The sequence below is a fragment of the Enterococcus sp. DIV2384 genome (assembly GCF_050534975.1).
GTDB classification, from domain to species: domain Bacteria; phylum Bacillota; class Bacilli; order Lactobacillales; family Enterococcaceae; genus Enterococcus; species Enterococcus faecalis.
In genome coordinates this window covers 396,812-414,384 of sequence record NZ_CP172905.1, presented here as the reverse complement: position 1 = coordinate 414,384, position 17,573 = coordinate 396,812, and the positions used below count along the sequence as shown (strand labels likewise).

The 17,573-nt window shown below is 37.4% G+C and carries 21 protein-coding genes; 7 read left to right on the top strand and 14 right to left on the bottom strand.

The window, feature by feature from the left end; all coding sequences use genetic code 11:
* Nucleotides 1-11: 11 nt before the first annotated feature.
* The 8 genes from IGK54_RS02070 to IGK54_RS02035 all read right to left on the bottom strand — a co-directional run bounded on the left by IGK54_RS02070 (nt 12) and on the right by IGK54_RS02035 (nt 7,450).
* Nucleotides 12-1,352, bottom strand: a complete 1,341-nt coding sequence (locus tag IGK54_RS02070) for an MATE family efflux transporter (protein ID WP_010777402.1) — start codon at nt 1,350-1,352, stop codon at nt 12-14.
* A 174-nt stretch (nt 1,353-1,526) separates the two neighbouring features.
* Nucleotides 1,527-2,177, bottom strand: coding sequence for a uracil-DNA glycosylase (locus tag IGK54_RS02065; protein ID WP_002355481.1), 651 nt, complete (start codon nt 2,175-2,177; stop codon nt 1,527-1,529).
* Nucleotides 2,178-2,264: 87 nt separating this feature from the next.
* A complete protein-coding gene (locus IGK54_RS02060) occupies nt 2,265-3,665 on the bottom strand; it encodes a M24 family metallopeptidase (protein ID WP_002389549.1) in 1,401 nt (466 codons plus the stop codon).
* Nucleotides 3,666-3,677: 12 nt separating this feature from the next.
* Nucleotides 3,678-4,439 (bottom strand): DeoR/GlpR family DNA-binding transcription regulator, encoded by a 762-nt coding sequence (locus tag IGK54_RS02055; RefSeq protein ID WP_010777401.1) that lies wholly within the window; start codon nt 4,437-4,439, stop codon nt 3,678-3,680.
* 130 nt (nt 4,440-4,569) lie between these two features.
* Nucleotides 4,570-5,415 (bottom strand): VOC family protein, encoded by an 846-nt coding sequence (locus IGK54_RS02050; RefSeq protein ID WP_002355476.1) that lies wholly within the window; start codon nt 5,413-5,415, stop codon nt 4,570-4,572.
* A 42-nt stretch (nt 5,416-5,457) separates the two neighbouring features.
* Nucleotides 5,458-6,054 carry a nitroreductase family protein gene (locus tag IGK54_RS02045; protein WP_430603143.1) on the bottom strand — a complete coding sequence of 199 codons (597 nt, stop codon included), beginning with the start codon at nt 6,052-6,054 and terminating at the stop codon, nt 5,458-5,460.
* 171 nt (nt 6,055-6,225) lie between these two features.
* A complete protein-coding gene (locus IGK54_RS02040; RefSeq protein WP_002355472.1) occupies nt 6,226-7,161 on the bottom strand; it encodes a LacI family DNA-binding transcriptional regulator in 936 nt (311 codons plus the stop codon).
* 4 nt (nt 7,162-7,165) lie between these two features.
* A complete protein-coding gene (locus tag IGK54_RS02035) occupies nt 7,166-7,450 on the bottom strand; it encodes a hypothetical protein (protein ID WP_002366136.1) in 285 nt (94 codons plus the stop codon).
* 114 nt (nt 7,451-7,564) lie between these two features.
* Here IGK54_RS02035 and IGK54_RS02030 point away from each other — a divergent pair, with 114 nt between their 5' ends.
* Both IGK54_RS02030 and IGK54_RS02025 read left to right on the top strand, forming a co-directional pair.
* Nucleotides 7,565-7,900 (top strand): hypothetical protein, encoded by a 336-nt coding sequence (locus IGK54_RS02030; RefSeq protein WP_002358645.1) that lies wholly within the window; start codon nt 7,565-7,567, stop codon nt 7,898-7,900.
* Between the two features lie 182 nt (nt 7,901-8,082).
* The gene (locus IGK54_RS02025; RefSeq protein WP_002392656.1) at nt 8,083-8,937 is read left to right on the top strand and encodes a M48 family metallopeptidase; all 855 of its coding nucleotides are present in this window, start codon (nt 8,083-8,085) and stop codon (nt 8,935-8,937) included.
* A 70-nt stretch (nt 8,938-9,007) separates the two neighbouring features.
* Here IGK54_RS02025 and IGK54_RS02020 read toward each other — a convergent pair whose 3' ends face one another.
* Both IGK54_RS02020 and IGK54_RS02015 read right to left on the bottom strand, forming a co-directional pair.
* On the bottom strand, nt 9,008-10,021 hold the full coding sequence (locus tag IGK54_RS02020; RefSeq protein ID WP_349581484.1) for a lipoate--protein ligase: 1,014 nt from the start codon (nt 10,019-10,021) through the stop codon (nt 9,008-9,010).
* Between the two features lie 186 nt (nt 10,022-10,207).
* The gene (locus IGK54_RS02015) at nt 10,208-10,825 is read right to left on the bottom strand and encodes a nitroreductase family protein (protein ID WP_002355466.1); all 618 of its coding nucleotides are present in this window, start codon (nt 10,823-10,825) and stop codon (nt 10,208-10,210) included.
* Nucleotides 10,826-10,936: 111 nt separating this feature from the next.
* On the opposite strand from IGK54_RS02015, the gene IGK54_RS02010 reads away from it, so the two are divergent.
* Nucleotides 10,937-11,287 (top strand): winged helix-turn-helix transcriptional regulator, encoded by a 351-nt coding sequence (locus tag IGK54_RS02010; protein WP_002409129.1) that lies wholly within the window; start codon nt 10,937-10,939, stop codon nt 11,285-11,287.
* 151 nt (nt 11,288-11,438) lie between these two features.
* On the opposite strand, the gene IGK54_RS02005 is transcribed toward IGK54_RS02010, so the two are convergent.
* Nucleotides 11,439-12,398, bottom strand: a complete 960-nt coding sequence (locus IGK54_RS02005; RefSeq protein ID WP_016632873.1) for a GDP-mannose 4,6-dehydratase — start codon at nt 12,396-12,398, stop codon at nt 11,439-11,441.
* A gap of 22 nt (nt 12,399-12,420) precedes the next feature.
* Nucleotides 12,421-13,389, bottom strand: coding sequence for a TDT family transporter (locus IGK54_RS02000; RefSeq protein WP_002355462.1), 969 nt, complete (start codon nt 13,387-13,389; stop codon nt 12,421-12,423).
* A 141-nt stretch (nt 13,390-13,530) separates the two neighbouring features.
* On the opposite strand from IGK54_RS02000, the gene IGK54_RS01995 reads away from it, so the two are divergent.
* Entirely contained in the window at nt 13,531-14,358 is an 828-nt protein-coding gene (locus IGK54_RS01995) for a LysR family transcriptional regulator (protein ID WP_002358639.1), read from the top strand.
* Nucleotides 14,359-14,404: 46 nt separating this feature from the next.
* Here the strand turns inward: IGK54_RS01995 and IGK54_RS01990 are convergent, their stop codons facing one another.
* Nucleotides 14,405-14,815 carry a DUF4809 family protein gene (locus IGK54_RS01990; protein ID WP_002358638.1) on the bottom strand — a complete coding sequence of 137 codons (411 nt, stop codon included), beginning with the start codon at nt 14,813-14,815 and terminating at the stop codon, nt 14,405-14,407.
* 15 nt (nt 14,816-14,830) lie between these two features.
* Complete coding sequence (locus IGK54_RS01985) at nt 14,831-15,193, bottom strand: DUF4809 family protein (RefSeq protein WP_002363122.1); 363 nt, start codon at nt 15,191-15,193, stop codon at nt 14,831-14,833.
* Between the two features lie 167 nt (nt 15,194-15,360).
* On the opposite strand from IGK54_RS01985, the gene IGK54_RS01980 reads away from it, so the two are divergent.
* The 3 genes from IGK54_RS01980 to IGK54_RS01970 all read left to right on the top strand — a co-directional run bounded on the left by IGK54_RS01980 (nt 15,361) and on the right by IGK54_RS01970 (nt 17,552).
* Nucleotides 15,361-16,314: an L-lactate dehydrogenase gene (locus IGK54_RS01980; RefSeq protein ID WP_002355458.1), complete on the top strand. Its 954-nt coding sequence runs from the start codon at nt 15,361-15,363 to the stop codon at nt 16,312-16,314.
* A gap of 131 nt (nt 16,315-16,445) precedes the next feature.
* Nucleotides 16,446-16,952 carry a phosphatidylglycerophosphatase A family protein gene (locus IGK54_RS01975; RefSeq protein ID WP_002355457.1) on the top strand — a complete coding sequence of 169 codons (507 nt, stop codon included), beginning with the start codon at nt 16,446-16,448 and terminating at the stop codon, nt 16,950-16,952.
* Nucleotides 16,953-17,102: 150 nt separating this feature from the next.
* Nucleotides 17,103-17,552, top strand: a complete 450-nt coding sequence (locus IGK54_RS01970) for a YehR family lipoprotein (protein WP_002367970.1) — start codon at nt 17,103-17,105, stop codon at nt 17,550-17,552.
* Nucleotides 17,553-17,573 lie beyond the last annotated feature (21 nt).

Genomic DNA, 17,573 nt, shown 5'->3' with positions numbered 1-17,573 from the left:
AGTAACCAACATCAGGTTACTGCTTCTCTTTTTTTCAAATAGTTTCGATACGCAAAGTAGCCCACAAGCATTAGTCCAAACGTAACAAATTCAACTACGGGCATGGCTAGCCAAACACCGGTTAATCCTAGTAATTTCACCAAAATAAATAAAACTGGCACAATTAAAAAGAACCCACGCAAAGAGGAAATCATTAGCGCCATTTTCGGTTTACGAACTGCCGAAAAGTAATAAATCCCCATAAAATTCAATCCTGTAAACAAGAAGGAAATCGCATATAAGCGGATGGCTGTCCTAGCAATTTGCGCCAACTGGTCGTTCCCTTCGCTATTAAAGACCTCAATAATTTGTCCCGTAAACACTTGACTGATTAAAAAGAACAGGAAGCCGGCGACCAAGTACGTAATAAAGCTAAGTTTAACAAATTTACGCAACACCTTCGTTTCCCCTAAACCATAGTATCGGCTGAGTAATGGTTGCGCCCCTTGCCCAATCCCTGTAAAAATGGCAATCACAATAATATTGAGATTGGCAACAATCGCATAAGCTGAAATCGCCACATGACCAACTAAGTTTAACAAAACAATATTAAATAAAAACATGACAAAGGCCGAAGAAAATTCATTTAAAAAGGAAGAAAAACCAATCGACATAATTTCTCGAACATCCTGAAATTTCACTTTAAACTTTTCAAAACGTAAAACTCGTTGCGGCGACCACTTATGCAACGTAATCAGGATTAAGCTTGTTAACGGTGACATCACCGTTGCAATGGCCGCGCCTGCCATGCCCCACCCAAATTGATAAATAAAGACATAATCCAAAATAATATTGACAATTCCCCCACTGACAAAAGCAATCGTTGCCAAACGAGGATTATGGTCATTTCTTAAAAAAGTAATCAGGCAATTGTTTAAAATAAATAATAATGAACAGCTAAGGTAAATCATATAATATTCCTTTGCCAAACCAAACAAGACACCGGTCCCCTGAAGTCCCCGAATAATTTGATCGGAAAAAATCAAGCTCGCTAAAGTAAAGAGACTCCCTATAACGAAAACTAACCCAATCGTTAAACTAAAATACTGATTGGCTTTTTTGATTTCTTTTTGCGCAACCGTGGTCGAAAACAACGTAGCGCCGCCAACGCCAAACATCCAACCTAATCCATTAATAATATTAACGAGTGGTAAGACAATGTTAAGCCCCGCCAACGCCTCGGTGCCGATCCCATTTGCAATGAAAAATGTGTCCGCCAAAATAAAAATTGATTGCGCCGCCATACTTAAAATTCCTAACAGAACATTTTTATAAAACAACGCAGTAAAATGGTTTTGCTGTGTTTGCTCCATACCCAAATCTCCTTCTAACAAAAAAAGGACTCATTCTTTTTGCTTCAAGGCTTACGCAAAAATCAGAATCCTTCAATTATTCAACCCAGCGATTAAATAATCTGTCTATTTATTGATACTTCTAGGGTAGCATTCTCTCTTCGAAAAAACAACCATCCTTCTATTTTTCTCATTTTAAACTTTCTTAAGCAGTTGCAGTTGTTTTTGAACCACTTGCCAATCTTCTTTCACGACTTCTTTTAAACGATAATTATAAAAGACAGCCGCTGGATGGAAGAGTGGAATGATTTGATAGGTTTTCTGCGTCCAATGATAGTTTTGTGATTGCTCATCAAATGTTTGAATGGGCGACTGAATGACCGTTCCGTGCACTGCAGTGATTGTTGGCTTTGGTCCTAAAAGTCGTTGCAACCCAATATTCCCCAGTGTCAAAATTAGTTCAGGTTGGCAAACAGCGATTTCCCAATCAAGCAAAGGCGCAAAAATTTTGATTTCTTCTTTGGTTGGCGTTCGATTAGGAAATTTGGTTACTCTTTCTCCCGTTTTTGCAATCTGCTTCGTTTTTACAGAAAAAGGCCGACTCCTAACCGCACTGGTGATATACACCGTTTCACGACTTAAGCCAACTTGTTGTAATTGTTCCATCAACAATTGACCTGAACGACCAATAAATGGCACATTTTCTTTAATTTCTTCTTTTCCAGGGGCTTCCCCAATCAGCATCACTTTTGGCTGTTGCGGGCCTTGCCCTTCCACAAAACCTTCTAATGGTAAGTCTTTCGCTTTAGCTAAAACTGCTTTTTTCAGATGTTCAGGATAGTGCATTTACCATCACGCCTCTCTTCTGGTGTTCTTCCTTCGCTATATTGATTATAAATAAGACCCAAAAGAAACTCAAAAAAAGGAGCCTATTCATTTAAGCGCTGGTTTTTCTACACACAAAGCTTTGTCTTTAGCTAAATAAAAAGGCCGTAAGTAACCAACTAAATTAGACATTGGTAAAACCTCCGTTGGTAAGTCAATCTTCAATGTCTCTTTTAAATAGGCTTTGCGTGTCGCAATCCGTTGCCACATGTCTGGATAAGTTTGCTGAATCTCTTTTTGCAATGTTTCATCAGCCAAAGCCACACATTCTTCTGCACTCACCCCTGTATAACCAGGTACAGAAGGAATAATATCCACTTGAAAGAGCATGCCACTTTCCAAGCGAATGGCTGAATCTGGATAAATAGGCGACGACATCCATTCATCATCCGAAACTAAATGCCCAGGATTCAAATGCCAGTGATAGATTTCTTTTGGTAACTGTTCTTCAATCGCTTGGTACATTTCTCGCCCTAACAGTCCGATTCGAATGGTTTCAAGCCAGTGAACGACAGCTTGAAAATAGGGTTTTGCTACGCGCTCTAAATAATCACGTTGCGCTTCTGGCAATTGCTGCTCGTTTTCAATAACAAAACCTGTTCGGCTAGACAAGCCGCCTTTGTAGCCTGTAGTTAATGATAAGGCATCACCTAACTGAATTTCTTTGGCAGTCGGATACATGTTTGCATATTCAAAACGTTGACCAGTTGCCGCAATGGTTACTACCGTCGGCGTTTGACCTTCATCATTTAACAAAGCCCCAATGTCCGTTTCACGCTGTCCTACTTCAATTGCATTTAAGGCCTTTAACATACTGCGAGAAGCCAAATTCGCCCCATATTCATAGTGCGCCAATTCGTTGGCATTATTTGTTGTGCGGGCCCCCTTTGCTCCAATCAATAAGTGGGTCCCATTTAGTAAACGAGCTTCTTTCGGCAGCGCTTTTTTCAGTGCTTCGACAATAAAATGTGGCACATCAAACATCGTAGCGGGTTCTTGCTGTTGTGTCGTAAACATTTTCCAACCAACGATACCTATTTTTTGAGCAGTTTCATCGAGAAGCGTTTCAAAAATCTGCGACAACTTTTGTTCCCCAGCCATTGGTTGATTCGGTAGCGAAAAAGCTGGATAATGAATTAAATCGGCTGAGATGCGGGCATGTTGGCACAGTTTTAAATTTTCATTGCCTAAAATAAGTGTCGTCGCACCATCCTTATTTAACACAAGGAGTCCTTCTTCAAACCTCGGAATAAAGCCAGTTAAGTATTCAAAATTACTGCCATGCTCTTTGTCTGCATAGAAGACCAATTGATCGAATTTTTCTGTTTCCATTCGTTGTAATACTTTCTGCTTACGCGCCATCATCGTTTCATTCGTCAAATACGTTGGAAAAACATTCTCAAAAACAGTAGGTTCAGCAATATGTGTATAATTAATTTTTCGCTTCATTATTATCCTCCATTATTCATCTGCGACAATCAACGTTACGCCTGCTTGCGCTAATTGCTCACAGAATTTTTCATCAGGTCGTGTATCTGTCACTAAACAATCAATTTCTGTTAATTCGCAAATTTTAAATAAACCCGTTTTGTTTAATTTCGTTTGGTCTGCTAAGGCAATGACTTGTTTGCCTTGTTGAATCATTCGCCGTTTGACTTGACCTTCTTCTTCTGTGTGAATAAATAATCCTTGTTCAGATAACGCAAACACACCTAATAATGTATAGTCGGGGGCAAATTCCCCAACCTTAGCGACTGTTTCTGCCCCAAACAAAAAGAGTTGTTGTTTATGCAGTTGCCCAGGTAATACTGTAATTTTTGTCTGATCCATTTGCGCTAGAAGTAGCGCATGACTGAGAGAGTTCGTGATCGCGTGAATCGGACTATTTTCCATCGCTCGAATAGCTGCTTCCACCGTGGTTGATGAATCAAAAAAAATGGACGCTTGTTTGGGAATATTTGCCCAAACTTTTTGGGCAATCGCTTGTTTTTTCTCTGGATGCTTCATTATTCGTTGAGCATAATCGTAAATAGTTGCTTCAGACTGAACTGAGATAGCGCCACCGTGCGTTCTCTTTAAATGTCCTTCCTTTTCTAAACGAATTAAATCTCGCCGAATAGTATCTTTTGAAACGGAGACTTGCTCCGCTAACGCTTCCATGGAAATACTTTTTTGTTTATTCACTATTTTTTGAATCTTGGCTAAACGTTCTTCAATCAACATGCTTCCTCACCTCTTCTAAGTAAAGATAGCATCTTTTGCATTATTTTGCAAACAAATGCAAAATAATGCAAAAAAAGACAAAAAAAACTAGTCCTTCATTTTCTAACGAAGGGCTAGTTTGAGAGTGGTTTTAATAGGTAAATTGAATAATCATCCCGCTAGGATCTTCTAACGCAAGTAAATGATCTTTGGCAATAAAATGTAACTTTGCTTCTTCCGCATTAGCTTGGACTATCTCTAAATCTGCCGCAGTTGGCAAACGGAAGGTGTAATTTTCTAAGCCAAATTGATTTTCTTGAATCGTTGGCAGCTGTTTGCCGCTCCATGTATTTGTCCCAATATGATGATGGTACTGACCCGCTGCAAAAAACTTCGCTTGTTGACCAAAGTTAGACTTTAAGCCAAACCCTAAATTTTTATAGAACGTTTCAGTGGTATCTAAATCGGCCACTTTCAAATGAATGTGCCCAATTTTAGAACCTTCGGAAATTCCTAGCCAGTGACCGTCAGCTTCTGCAGCTAAACTATCACCGTCTAATTCTTCTGTCACACCGATAATTTCACCATTTGGACGAATATCCCAGACTTCTTCTGGTTTATCCCAATAAATTTCGATGCCATTATTTTCTGGATCACTTAAGTAAAGGGCTTCACTATAGCCATGATCTGCTGCGCCAATTTGCACATTTTCTTGCAAAAGCCACAGCAACATATTGCCTAAATCTTTGCGGGTTGGTAGCAGGAAAGCAATATGGTACAAGCCAGTGGTACCCTGATTTTCTTCCCCAGCTGTTAGTTCTTTTAAGACAAGAATTGCATCGTTGGTGCCTTGTGGCGCTAGCCAAGCACGTCCCTCTCCTTGTTTTAAAAGTTTTAAGCCAATTGTTTTCGTATAAAAGTTTACCATTTTATCTAAATCAGCCACTTTCAAAGTGACTTGTTGAATCCCAATATTACTTGGTAATGCTTGAACCATTTGCTTTCACTCCTTTCCTCTTCGTTTTACTAAAGCAATGATTTAGTTGAATTCTTTAAAACGAGCACTATCTTCCATGTATTCTTTTTCGCCAGCTGGCGCTTCAATGGAACCAACGACCATTTGTGCACGTAAATTCCAGTTTGCAGGAATTGACCATTCTGCAGCAACCGCTTCGTCAATGACTGGGTTGTAGTGTTGTAAGTTTGCGCCGATATTTTCTTGCGCTAAGGCAGTCCAAACGTTCGCTTGTGTTAAACCAGTTGCTTGTTCAGACCAAACAGGAAAGTTATCCGCATATAATGGGAAGCTATCTTGTAAGTTTTTCACGATATCTGTATCTTCAAAGAATAAAATTGTGCCCGCACCAGCTGCAAAACCTTGTAATTTAGCTTGTGTGTTTGGAAATGCTTCCGCTGGAGTTAATGGTTTTAAGGCGTCTTCAGTCATTGCCCATAATTTTTTGTGAGCATCGCCGAATAAGAACACAACGCGTTGTGTTTGAGAGTTAAAAGCTGTTGGACTTTCTCTAACAACTTCTTTTACTAAAGCAGTTACTTCTTCTTTTGAAATTGGTAAGTTTTCTCCTAAAGCATAGATTGAACGACGGTTTTTCATCATTTCAGTAAATTTTGACATAATATGTTCATCCTTTCGAATTTCCTCAGTAAATTCATTTAATTTTGTTTACATGCTTACTATACTATCTTACTAAAAGTAAGTAAAGCTTTTTGTCTTACTTTTTGTAAGTTTTTTTTATTTTTTAGTGAAAAACCTTATTCTACCAAAGAAAAAACAACCAGCTTTTTTCTAAGAAAAAGAAAAATCTGGTTGTCGATTAATAAATGTAGAAGTCAATTGAATCGTTTTCGGCCGTTTTTCTTGAAATAAGTGTGTGGCTTTTTCACCTAATTCCATTAATGGATGACAGATTGTTGAAAAATTTAAAATTTCACTTAATAAAGTTTGCTCCTGTCCCACTAAAAAGAGTGGTCTTTCAATAACGGCTTGAATCCCTGCAGCAATTTCATCACCGTTGGTCACAACCGCTTGGAGCGTTGGATCTTGCCCACAGTGTCGTCCTACTTCACACCCATCTTCATAGGTTAAACAGTCCTTAAATAACCGATTTTCAGGAATCACTCCATAAATTTCCTGATATGCGTCAACTAAATAGCGTGCGCTTGTACTTTTTTCTGGTGCACGGTTAATCGTAATTGCCACTTCACTACATCCTTGTTGTTTCAACGCTTGGAAAACCCGCCGATAAACGGTTAAACGATCGATATAGATACTAGCATAACTAGGGTCTTCTATTTTTTCACAAAAAACAACTTGCTCTTTATACGGAGCAAACACACTTAAAGGATTTGCCTTTGACAAAACAATCATGCCATCAAACGCACCCGTGGCCATTTTTTCCAAGTAACTTTTTTCAACTTCTTTATCATAATCCGTTGGTAATAAACTAACCATCATCCCTTGCTGAAATGCTTGGTGGATAATCCCACTTAAAATAGCATCAAAATAAGGTTGATTCGTATAAGGAACCATGACACCTAATGTATTACTTTTCCCAAAGCTAAGATTTCTCGCTAATATATTGGGCTTATAGCCCAACTCATCGATAATTGCTTGGATTTTCAGTCGTTTTTCTTCAGAAACATACGGATGATGATTAATCACACGCGAAACAGTCGTAACTGAAGATCCTGAAAGGCGCGCAATTTCTCGAATTGTTGTCATACTTTCACCTCATTACTTTACAAAATTGAGTTAAATAAGGCACAATCCCTGTCCCGTAATCAACAAAACGATAAAAGGTCTCCTGCCAAGCAAAAGAAATTTCCTGAATATCCTCCTGCTGTGTCAAGTGCCACTCCGTTATCTGATGGTACGGAATTTCTTGATGCCAAATCTTATAGTATTTTTTGGGACTATTTAACTGCAGACTTTTGGCCGTCGTAGTCACCGAGACAAAATAGTAATCCATACCAAGTCTATCGCTTATCTCCACTATAACATTCATTTTCATGCCCTCCAATATTTTGATACACCTAGATTACCTTATGAAACGCGTACCAGAGCAAGAGGAAAAATAAAAAAAGTGAGACCATGTTATACTAGATGTATCATATAAAAGCAAAGGATGAGTGCAATGGAAACTGTTACAGTAGCAACAAAAAGCGACTTACTAACAAATTTGAACAAGCAAACAGATGAAATCATTATCTCGGGGGCACTTGCACAAGAAATTTACCACTTAAAAAAACAACAATTAACCGAAACGGAAGAAATGGGCTTTTTAGTGGGCAGCCAAGGTGCTGGCTCATTTTTAACCTATTTAATCGAGAAGTTATCCTATATAAATTCGGCGCTATCGCCAGAAGAACAAAAAATTGAACATGCGATTTTGCGTTTGTATGTTATTAAAAAATTAACTCCAGAAACTACTTTATTACGTCTAAAACAGTTAGATTATTAAAATTTTATTTAATCAAGATAGACCAATTCCCCGCGTACAACGAGTCCCTTTCATTAATCACTTGATATAATTACCTTTATTCAAGTTCCCACCATTGTCATTATCGATTAACCAATGGTATATTAGAAGTAACAGATAAGTCATTTTATTTGAAAAAGTGTTTGGGAAATGTTTGGGGAGGAATGTTTATGTGTCAACCGCAGGAAAAAAAGAAAGAAATTTCTGTTGCTAAGTTACGTTATCGTTTTGAAGTACCAATGATTATCATTGGTTTTGTTTTATTGTTTTTAGCATTGGGGTTAGTTGCTTTATTGATATTGAGTGATTTGCCGATTCCTGACTGGTTATTAATTGTCTTAATTGCACCAATTGCGCCAGTCATTGCTTTTTTTACCATTCGTTATATGTACATGGATACTGCTTCTAACGGAGTGGAAATTACAGAAAATCAGTTACCAGAAATTTATTCCTTGTATATTGATTTGGCAAAAGAAATGGGCTTTGGCACTAAAAAATTAAGGATGCCACGTCTTTATTTAATCAACGGGAATGGTGTCTTAAACGCTTTTGCGGCAAAATGCTCTTTACACAGACGCTATGTTGTCATTCACAGTGATTTGTTGGATATCGCGTACAATACAGGCGATTTTTCGCTGATTCGCTTTATTTTGGCACACGAGCTAGGACACCATAAATGTGGGCACACTAATTTATGGCGACTAATGTTATCCATTATTTTGAAACCAGTTGCGTTAGATAAAAGTTTTACAAGAACGCAAGAATATACCGCTGATCGCGCAGGTTTATACTACGCAGAAGAAGGTGCTTTAAGCATGATTTATTTATTTTCAGGAAAATACATGGGCAGTCGTGTGGATTTAGAAGAATACTTTCACAGTATTGATTTACATGATGATACCATCTGGCTTAAATTGAGTAACTTCTTATCCGATCATCCTGTTGGCTTCCGTCGAATGCAAACATTGAAAAAAGCCAAAGATACTGGCAATTGGGACGTTCATGGGAAATTTTTCTAGCAAGAGCCAACCATCATTAAATAAACGTGCTGGGACAAAAGATTCTTTAACTTTTGTCCCAGCACGTTTATTAATCCACCAATAAATGAACAAATTCTTCTTTGGTGATATTTACAAAGTAGTCTTCAAAGTTAAACGCTGCTAATGCTTGCCAAATTGATGAATACTGATAGTCCACACCTAATAAAGCCGCAACGATTTCCGCTGTTTCTTTTTTGGCAAAGTAATCACCATAAATCGTTAACTCAATTATTTTACCTTTTTCAACAGTCAAACGTGCATCCACAATGCCGCCTTTAAACTTTTCTTCTTTTTTGATTGTAAATTTAGGCGCTTCACCAAAAATCCAAGCTTCATTGCCATACACTTCAGCGACCAATTTCCTAATTTCCTGTTGATCTGCTTTTGTTAGGACATATTCTTTCTCCGCAATTTCAGTTACAGATTCGACATCAAAGAGCTCCATCAGTAAACGATTGCGAAATTCCTCGATGGTTAATTGTTGATATTTTTCGTCTAAGTACGGCCGTAAATTGGTTACGCGTCCCCGAACAGATTTTGTCCCTTTTGATTCAATTTTTTTCTTAGAAACAGTTAAGACACGTTGAACTTCTGCCAAATCAACATCATACATCAAGGTACCATGAGTATACATCTTCCCCTTTTTTGTATACATGGCATTGCCAGAAAATTTTTTCCCATCAATTAATAAATCATTGCGACCGCTGATCTCGGCCCCCGTTGCGCCCATTTTATGTAATGCTTCAATAATTGGTTTAGTGAACGCTTTAAAATCCCCAAAAGCTTGATGTCCTTCCTGAACAACAAAACTAAAGCTGACATTCCCGAGATCATCATAAACAGCACCACCGCCCGATAAACGGCGAGTAATAACGATTCCCTTCTCTCTAGCATAAGCTAAGTCAATTTCTTCATAAGCATTTTGATTTCGGCCTAAAATAACACAGGGTTCCTGAATATAGAACAACACTAAGGGCTCTTCAAAAGAGAGAGTGTTTAATAGATAATCTTCCGTTGCTAAATTTTCACGAATATCTCGTGACTGCATTATGACATAACGCATAAGGTCGCCCCACTTCTTTTTCTTCTAGTGTATCACTTTCTTTCAAAATTGGTTCACTAAACGTCTTCTCTGGCCATTCTCAAAAGCGGATGATCAACAAAAAACGAACGTGGGACAACAATCACTTTGGATGTTTGTTCCACGCTCAAAATCTAATAAACAGCAATTGCAGAACTGTTTAGCTTTTTAATCTAACCAAGTTACTACTTCTGAAACATCTCGTCGGACTGTTTCAAAGCCGGGTGTTTGAGCTTTGCCAATCGGAATAATCAGTCCGTTCACTAAATGATCCTCAATATTAAATAACTTGCGAACAGCTTCTGTTTCAAAACCAGACATCGCCACAGTATCATAGCCTCGATCTTTTGCAGAAAGCATCAGCTGCATTGCAACTAAGCCTTGGTCTAACATTAGCCACTCTCTTTTTTGTTCTTCGCTAACATCATAGTACCAAGAAACATTTTCATTAATTCCTTGACGAATTTCTTCCGTCATCGTTCCTTGTGCAACAGCTTTAGCACTGATTTCATCTGCATTGGCCACTGTATAAGCAGTCAAATCACCTAATAAAATAATCACCGCCGCTGCCCCTTTAACTGCTGGTTGTTGCATCGAAACTTCGTAAAGGGCCTCTTTTTGTTCTTTTTCTGTGACAATTAAAAAACGCCATGAATTTAAATTGGTACTATTTGGCGCGAACATCGCTTCCTCAATTATGGCCATTAATTCCTCTTTAGGAATCTCAACATCTGGCATAAAATCCCGAACTGAGCGGCGGCTGCGAACAACATCTTGATACATCATATTTCTTCTTCCTTCCTCTTACCTTACTTGACATAGTTATTATTACTCACTATGATGGAGAAAAAAAGTACGCACTTTTTATTCACCTAGGAAGAAAAAAGTAACCATTACGTGTCACAAGGAGAAACTATGACAACTGATAAACAAACTAGTATCAACTTAGCCCTTTCCACCATTAACGGCAAATGGAAATTATCATTAATGGATGAATTATTCCAAGGAACCAAGCGCAACGGTGAATTGATGCGTGCGCTCGACGGAATCACTCAGCGCGTCCTGACAGATCGCTTGAGAGAAATGGAAAAAGATGGCCTAGTCCATCGAGAATCCTTTAACGAACTACCCCCGCGTGTGGAATATACGCTCACTCCGGAAGGATATGCCCTTTACGACGCCCTCTCTTCACTTTGCCATTGGGGCGAAACATTTGCACAAAAAAGAGGTCGGGACAGAAGTGTTTAACTCCGAGAAATAAGAAGGAATTTCCGAAAATTGTTCTATAATTTTTGGAGAATTTCGGCTTATTTCCGAAGGAGTTGCTTCTGTTCCCGCCGTTTATCAATTTTTAAGCCTGGGACAAAAATCCAAAGTGATTTTTGTCCCAGGCTCTTTTTTATCTATTTTGGGTATTATGGGTAAACTTAAGATATTTTTGAAGTCCTTCTCGAATTGAATAAACGGGTGAAAAACCTAAGCCTTTCAAAGCAGAACTATCTGAAAGAGAATATTTTATATCGCCATCTCGTTCCTTTTGATAAGAAACTGGCAAAGAAAGTCCCACTAATTGGTTCATTTCTTCAATTAATTGATTAAGGGAAATGGCAACTTCGGTACCCACATTATAAACATGTCCCAACGCTTCACTTTTGGTTGCTACTAAATCTAATGCAGTTAGGACATCCTCAATGTAGATAAAGTCACGTGTTTGCTGACCATCTCCAAATATTTGAAATTGGCTCGCTTGCCCTTGTTCTAACTGGATATAACGATCCATCAAAATGGACAGGACACCAGAATAGGGGGAAGCAGGATTTTGATTGGGACCATAGACGTTAAAGAAGCGAACTGCGCTCGTGGGTACCCCGTGTAAATGGTATTCATTGAGAACATAACGTTCAGCAGCAAACTTATCAATAGCATAGGGACTCAAAGGGCAAATCACCGAAGTTTCTCTTTTAGGCAACGTTGGCTCTACACCGTAAACGGCTGCCGACGAAGCAAAAACAAAACGTTTGAGCTCTTTTTGATATTTTTTTATTGATTCCAATATTTTCAATACACTTAAAAAATTGACCTCATGTGTCTCTAGAGGCTGTGCCACAGAACTTGCCACGCTTGCCACGGCCGCAAGATGAAAGATATACTCAAACGAATGCTTTGAAAGTACTTCGTCCAATAATTGCTGATCCGTCACACTTCCTTTAATAAAAACCAACTGCTCAGTTTGTTGCAAATTTGACACTCGCCCCATGGACAAATCATCAATCACAAAAACTTGATACTGTTGACTATAAAAATTAGCCAAATTAGAACCAATAAAGCCAGCTCCTCCAGTAATTAATAGTTTCTTCACCTCTTTGCTTCCTCTCTTTTTTTTAATTTAATTCCACTTTTTTCGTGTTATTTTCTCTTTGGAATAAAAAAATGCAATATCGAATGAACACATAACTTACAATAGCCACAGCTAATAAAAGTTCAAAAGTAGACAAAATATTTAGCAGACTCGTTAGGCCTACCTTTTCTGCAAATAAAGGTTTAACTTTGACTAATGCTGTCGCAGAAATCACTAATGGGAATGTAAAGGCAGCATAACTTGGATAGAATGTCACTTGCATAATTTTATATAGATTCACAACTACAATCCCATAAATACATTGAGATAAAATTAGCAAGAAAACAACTAATGGCATATACAAATGACCACCCATTGAAATATAGCCAGCTAAACATAACGAACCTGGCGCTGTCATAATCGTCAATAAAGGAATGGTCGATTCAGGCATTTCTTTCGACTTCGTAATTCTCTTGATTAAAATTGGTAACAAGAGTAAATAAAAGAACAACGCTACCCAAAAAACAATTTTTCCCAACTCATTGATAAACAATTGAGAAGTATTAGGAATAACGCCAATGCCGACAAACGTAATAAACCAGCTTGGATAAATATGTTCCAGTTCGATTTTTGTTGGAAAAATATGCACCGCTACAAAATAAATCATTAAAATAAAATGTAAAATCACTGCGCCAATCCACAACACGTTAATCCAAGCAGCATTGGTAAATATCCGATCTAAGAAAACACAGATAACCATTAAAGCCATTGTAAATGTTGGTGATACCGAAGCAATAATTGGATCATCTAAGGTGCTTAATGCATGTTTCATTGTAAAAATAATTTTTAAAATAACTAAAATCATTAAGAGACTGCCAAGTACACAATAAATGGTCCCAATTGTTGCATATCCCAAGGAATAAAGTAAATTCCCCAAAGAAACCATCCCTAAAATTAGTCCGCAAATGGGAATCGGGACTTTCCGCAAGAATTTTTTCGCACTTTCTACCATTATGTAGTCACACTCCGTCTTTATTTATTATTATTGATATTAATCAAAAGTATGTTATTATACTAAATGAAATATTTATATTTGTAAAATAAATATTTGCAATACCAACTATTAAGATAGTAAATAGAAAGAGGCGATTTTATGTTCGAATGGATCAAAACATTTATTGCTGTGTATGAAACCAAAAATTTTAGTGCGGCGGCCAAACAATTGTATATTTCTCAGCCAACTGTTTCTTTGCAAATCAAGAAATTAGAGCAACACTTTTCGATCAAGCTGTTCTATCGTAATGGAAAACAATCGGTTATTCCTACCAAAGAAGCTGATTTTTTATATCCAAAAATGCTCTCGATTATTGAAAGCTTAACTACTTCTTTTGCGCAAGCTGCAGAAAAAGAGAATTTTAAAGAAGACTGCATTATAGCCTCTTCAAATACAGTTGCTATTTATTTATTGCCAGATATTATGGAGAGTTTGGTTACCGCTTTTCCACTCATCAACTTTTCGATTCAACTGATGAATTCAAACGAAGTCGTGGATATGGTTCAAAATAATCATGCCCACATTGGACTAATTGAAAAACCCATTGAAACCAAAAATCTACACAAAGAAATTGTTTATGAAGACCAACTAGTTCTAGCAGGAGATGCCGCTTCAAAATTTTGGCTCTTAAGAGAAAAGAACTCTGGCTTACGTTTTTTCAATGAGCTTTATCTCAACGAACACAGCATCAACTTACCAATTATCGAATTAAACAACAACGAAGTTCTATTACAATTGCTAAAAAATAACATTGGGCAATCAATTGTTTCTCGATTATCTATTTCCGATGAGATCCCTTGGCAACCAATTGATCAGTCCTTTGCTTCTCGAAAAATTTTCATTGTCCAGACCGATCACCATGCCAATACTTCCTTCTCTGAAGTTTATAACCGAATCGTTGAAAAAATTCGTGAACGACAAACCTAAAAAACAGGAGAACGACTTAGCTTTCGCTAAATCGTTTTCCTGTTTTTTATTCATCAGTTTCCTCTACCAATTCAAATTCAAAAGGTTCTAACTCAAATAGTTGGTGTAAAATTTGCTGGGTTTCTTGAAACACTTGTTGTGGCTCTTTACACAAAAGAGTGCTTTGAATGGTCTGTTTTTTTGATTGAAAAAGAATTCTCGTTTCCTCTTCCTTAAATACAACTTGATGAGTTTCCCTTTCAAACACCGTATATTCTTCGAACATTTCCATAACTAATTTTTGACGAAACCCTTCTTTGAGTGCTAATAAAGTTACTAAATCTGCAACGGTTAGCGTTTCTAACGCAATTGTTTCATCTTCTACATGAACAAGATAATTCGTACACTTCACATTCGGACAGGCATTGCAGCCGCCATTAATCAAGTCTGAGGTAGTTGTTATTTTCACCTGTTTCATCTTAATCCTTCTTTCCTACTTTTCGAGAAAAACACAAGGGGTCTCCTCAAAAATATTCAATAAAATATGATTGACTTCTTGAAAGACTTCTTCGTGATTCCGGCATTGTTTTTCCATTACTAAACGCAGATCATTCACAACAAAAGTCAACGTCGTCGCTTGTTGGGAAACATGTATACAACGGTTGCCTTTAACAAAACATTCTGTTTGTTCTTCAATGAATGGTTCTTTTTGATAGCCATATGCTGAAGCGACACATTCCAGGATTTCGTAGATTTCTATTTTTGGAAGTTCATAGCTACAGCTACCGATAACTAGTTGAAAACGGTTCGGCTGTTTTTCATTATTGCTTGCATAATACACTGTTGTCGTTGTCATTTTGCCTCCTTATCTCCTCTATTTTCCTACTCTTATCATAACAAAAAAAACACGCTTCCCTTATTTAAATTGTTAATAAAGACTATTACAGATTGGTATAACCACACCTGAAAAGTTCGTGATATAATTCACTAAGAAAGAAATATTACAGAAAGAAGAGATGAACGATGAAAGTATTTAACAAAAAAGTCGCAATTATTGGTACTGGTTTTGTTGGCACAAGTATTGCCTATTCCATGATCAACCAAGGGATTGCGAATGAATTAATCTTAGTTGATATTGACAAAGCCAAATCTGAAGGCGAAGCAATTGACTTATTAGATGGTGTGTCTTGGGGTCAAGAAAATGTAAACGTCTGGGCTGGCGACTATCAAGACTGCCAAGATGCCGATATCGTCGTGATTACAGCTGGCGCTAATCAAAAACCTGGGCAAAGTCGTCTAGATTTGGTTTCAATCAATGCAGAAATTATGAAAACAATTGTTAACAATATCATGAAATCTGGTTTTGATGGAATTTTAGTAATTGCCTCAAATCCTGTCGATGTACTGACTTATGTGGCTTGGCAAGCTTCTGGTTTACCTGTTTCAAGAGTAATTGGAACTGGTACAACTTTGGACACAACTCGTTTCCGCAAAGAACTGTCTCAACGTTTAGCGATTGATCCACGCAATGTTCACGGCTATATTATTGGCGAACACGGGGATTCTGAAGTGGCTGTCTGGTCTCATACCATGATTGGAACAAAACCTATTTTAGAAATTGTGGATACGACAGAGCGCTTAACTAGTGACGATTTACCAATCATTTCTGATAAAGTGAAAAATACAGCTTATGAAATTATCGATCGCAAACAAGCGACCTATTATGGGATTGGTATGAGTACTGCACGCATTGTTAAAGCCATTTTAAATAATGAACAAGCTATTTTACCTGTCTCAGCTTACTTAGATGGGCAATATGGACAACAAGATGTATTTACAGGGATTCCTGCTGTCGTTGGCAATCAAGGCGTGACTGACATTATTGAATTGAATCTAAATGCTTCTGAAAAAGAACTCTTCCAAAAATCAGTGACACAATTAAAACAAGTGATGGCATCGTTACAACCGAACGCTTAGTAATTTTTAACTAAAAATAACACTTCAACTAAATTATTCTCTACCAAAATAGATTCTAATTCCCCTTTATCGTTCTTTTTGGTACCATGAAAGAAGAACTTCAACTAAAGCAGAAATTAGGAGGACAAAAAATGGTAATCCAAGGAGATACGTTAGAAAATAGCGCACGTCGTTTATTGCAAGAACGTGGCGTAACAATGAATGATTTAGCTGAACTTGTGTTATTTTTACAAAAAGATTATATTGACAATTTAACATTAGATACTTGTTTAGAAAGTGTTGATGCCGTGTTAACAAAGCGTGAAGTACACAATGCGATTATTACAGGTGTCCAACTGGATATTCTGGCAGAAGAAAACAAGCTACTCTCACCGTTACAAGAAATTTTAACGGAAGATGAAGGGCTTTATGGCATTGATGAAATTATGGCGCTCTCCATTGTAAATGTTTATGGATCTATCGGTTTTACGAACTATGGGTATATCGACAAGGTAAAACCAGGCATTTTAAAAGAGTTAAATGCGCATGATGGCGAACATGTCCACACATTCTTGGATGATATCGTGGGCGCAATTGCGGCTGCGGCTGCCAGTCGGTTGGCTCACTCACAACCAGATTTAAGTGATATTACTAAATAAAAAAACTTGCCTCTTCATTTTTATGAGAAGAGGCAAGTTTTTTTATTTAGTTTTATTTGCTGGACTTCTCACAAGCTTTCTACTTAACAGTAATTATTTGCCGTGTTATGTTACAGTCAAGAATAAACAGCTAAAGGAGGTTATCTAGAAATGAAAAAGTTTTTACACGTATTTTTAATTTTTATTGGGGTATTCTTTCTTGCAAGTTGCGGTTCAAAAATAGAGACAAAAACCTTTGTAGGTTCGCCACAAGATGGGATTGATTCCACCTTAACCTATACGTACCAAGGAGATAAAGTCTTAACGCAAACGGCTAAAAACATTGTTTCTTATGACAAGTTGGGGATTACAAAAGAAGAGGCAAAAACAGCGTTGGAACCCGTTTCTAAACAATATGAGGACATCAAAGGGCTTGATTACAAACTGACCTATGAGGACAAACAAGCCATCGAAAAATTGACGATTAATTATGAAAAACTTGATTATGATAAAGCCAAAAAAGTAGATGGTATCCAGATTGATGGAGATTCTTCTAAGGGAATTAGCATGAAGAAAAGCCAAGAATTGGTGGAGTCACAAGGTTATACAGAACAAAAATAATAAAAAGAAAGCGTGCGACAA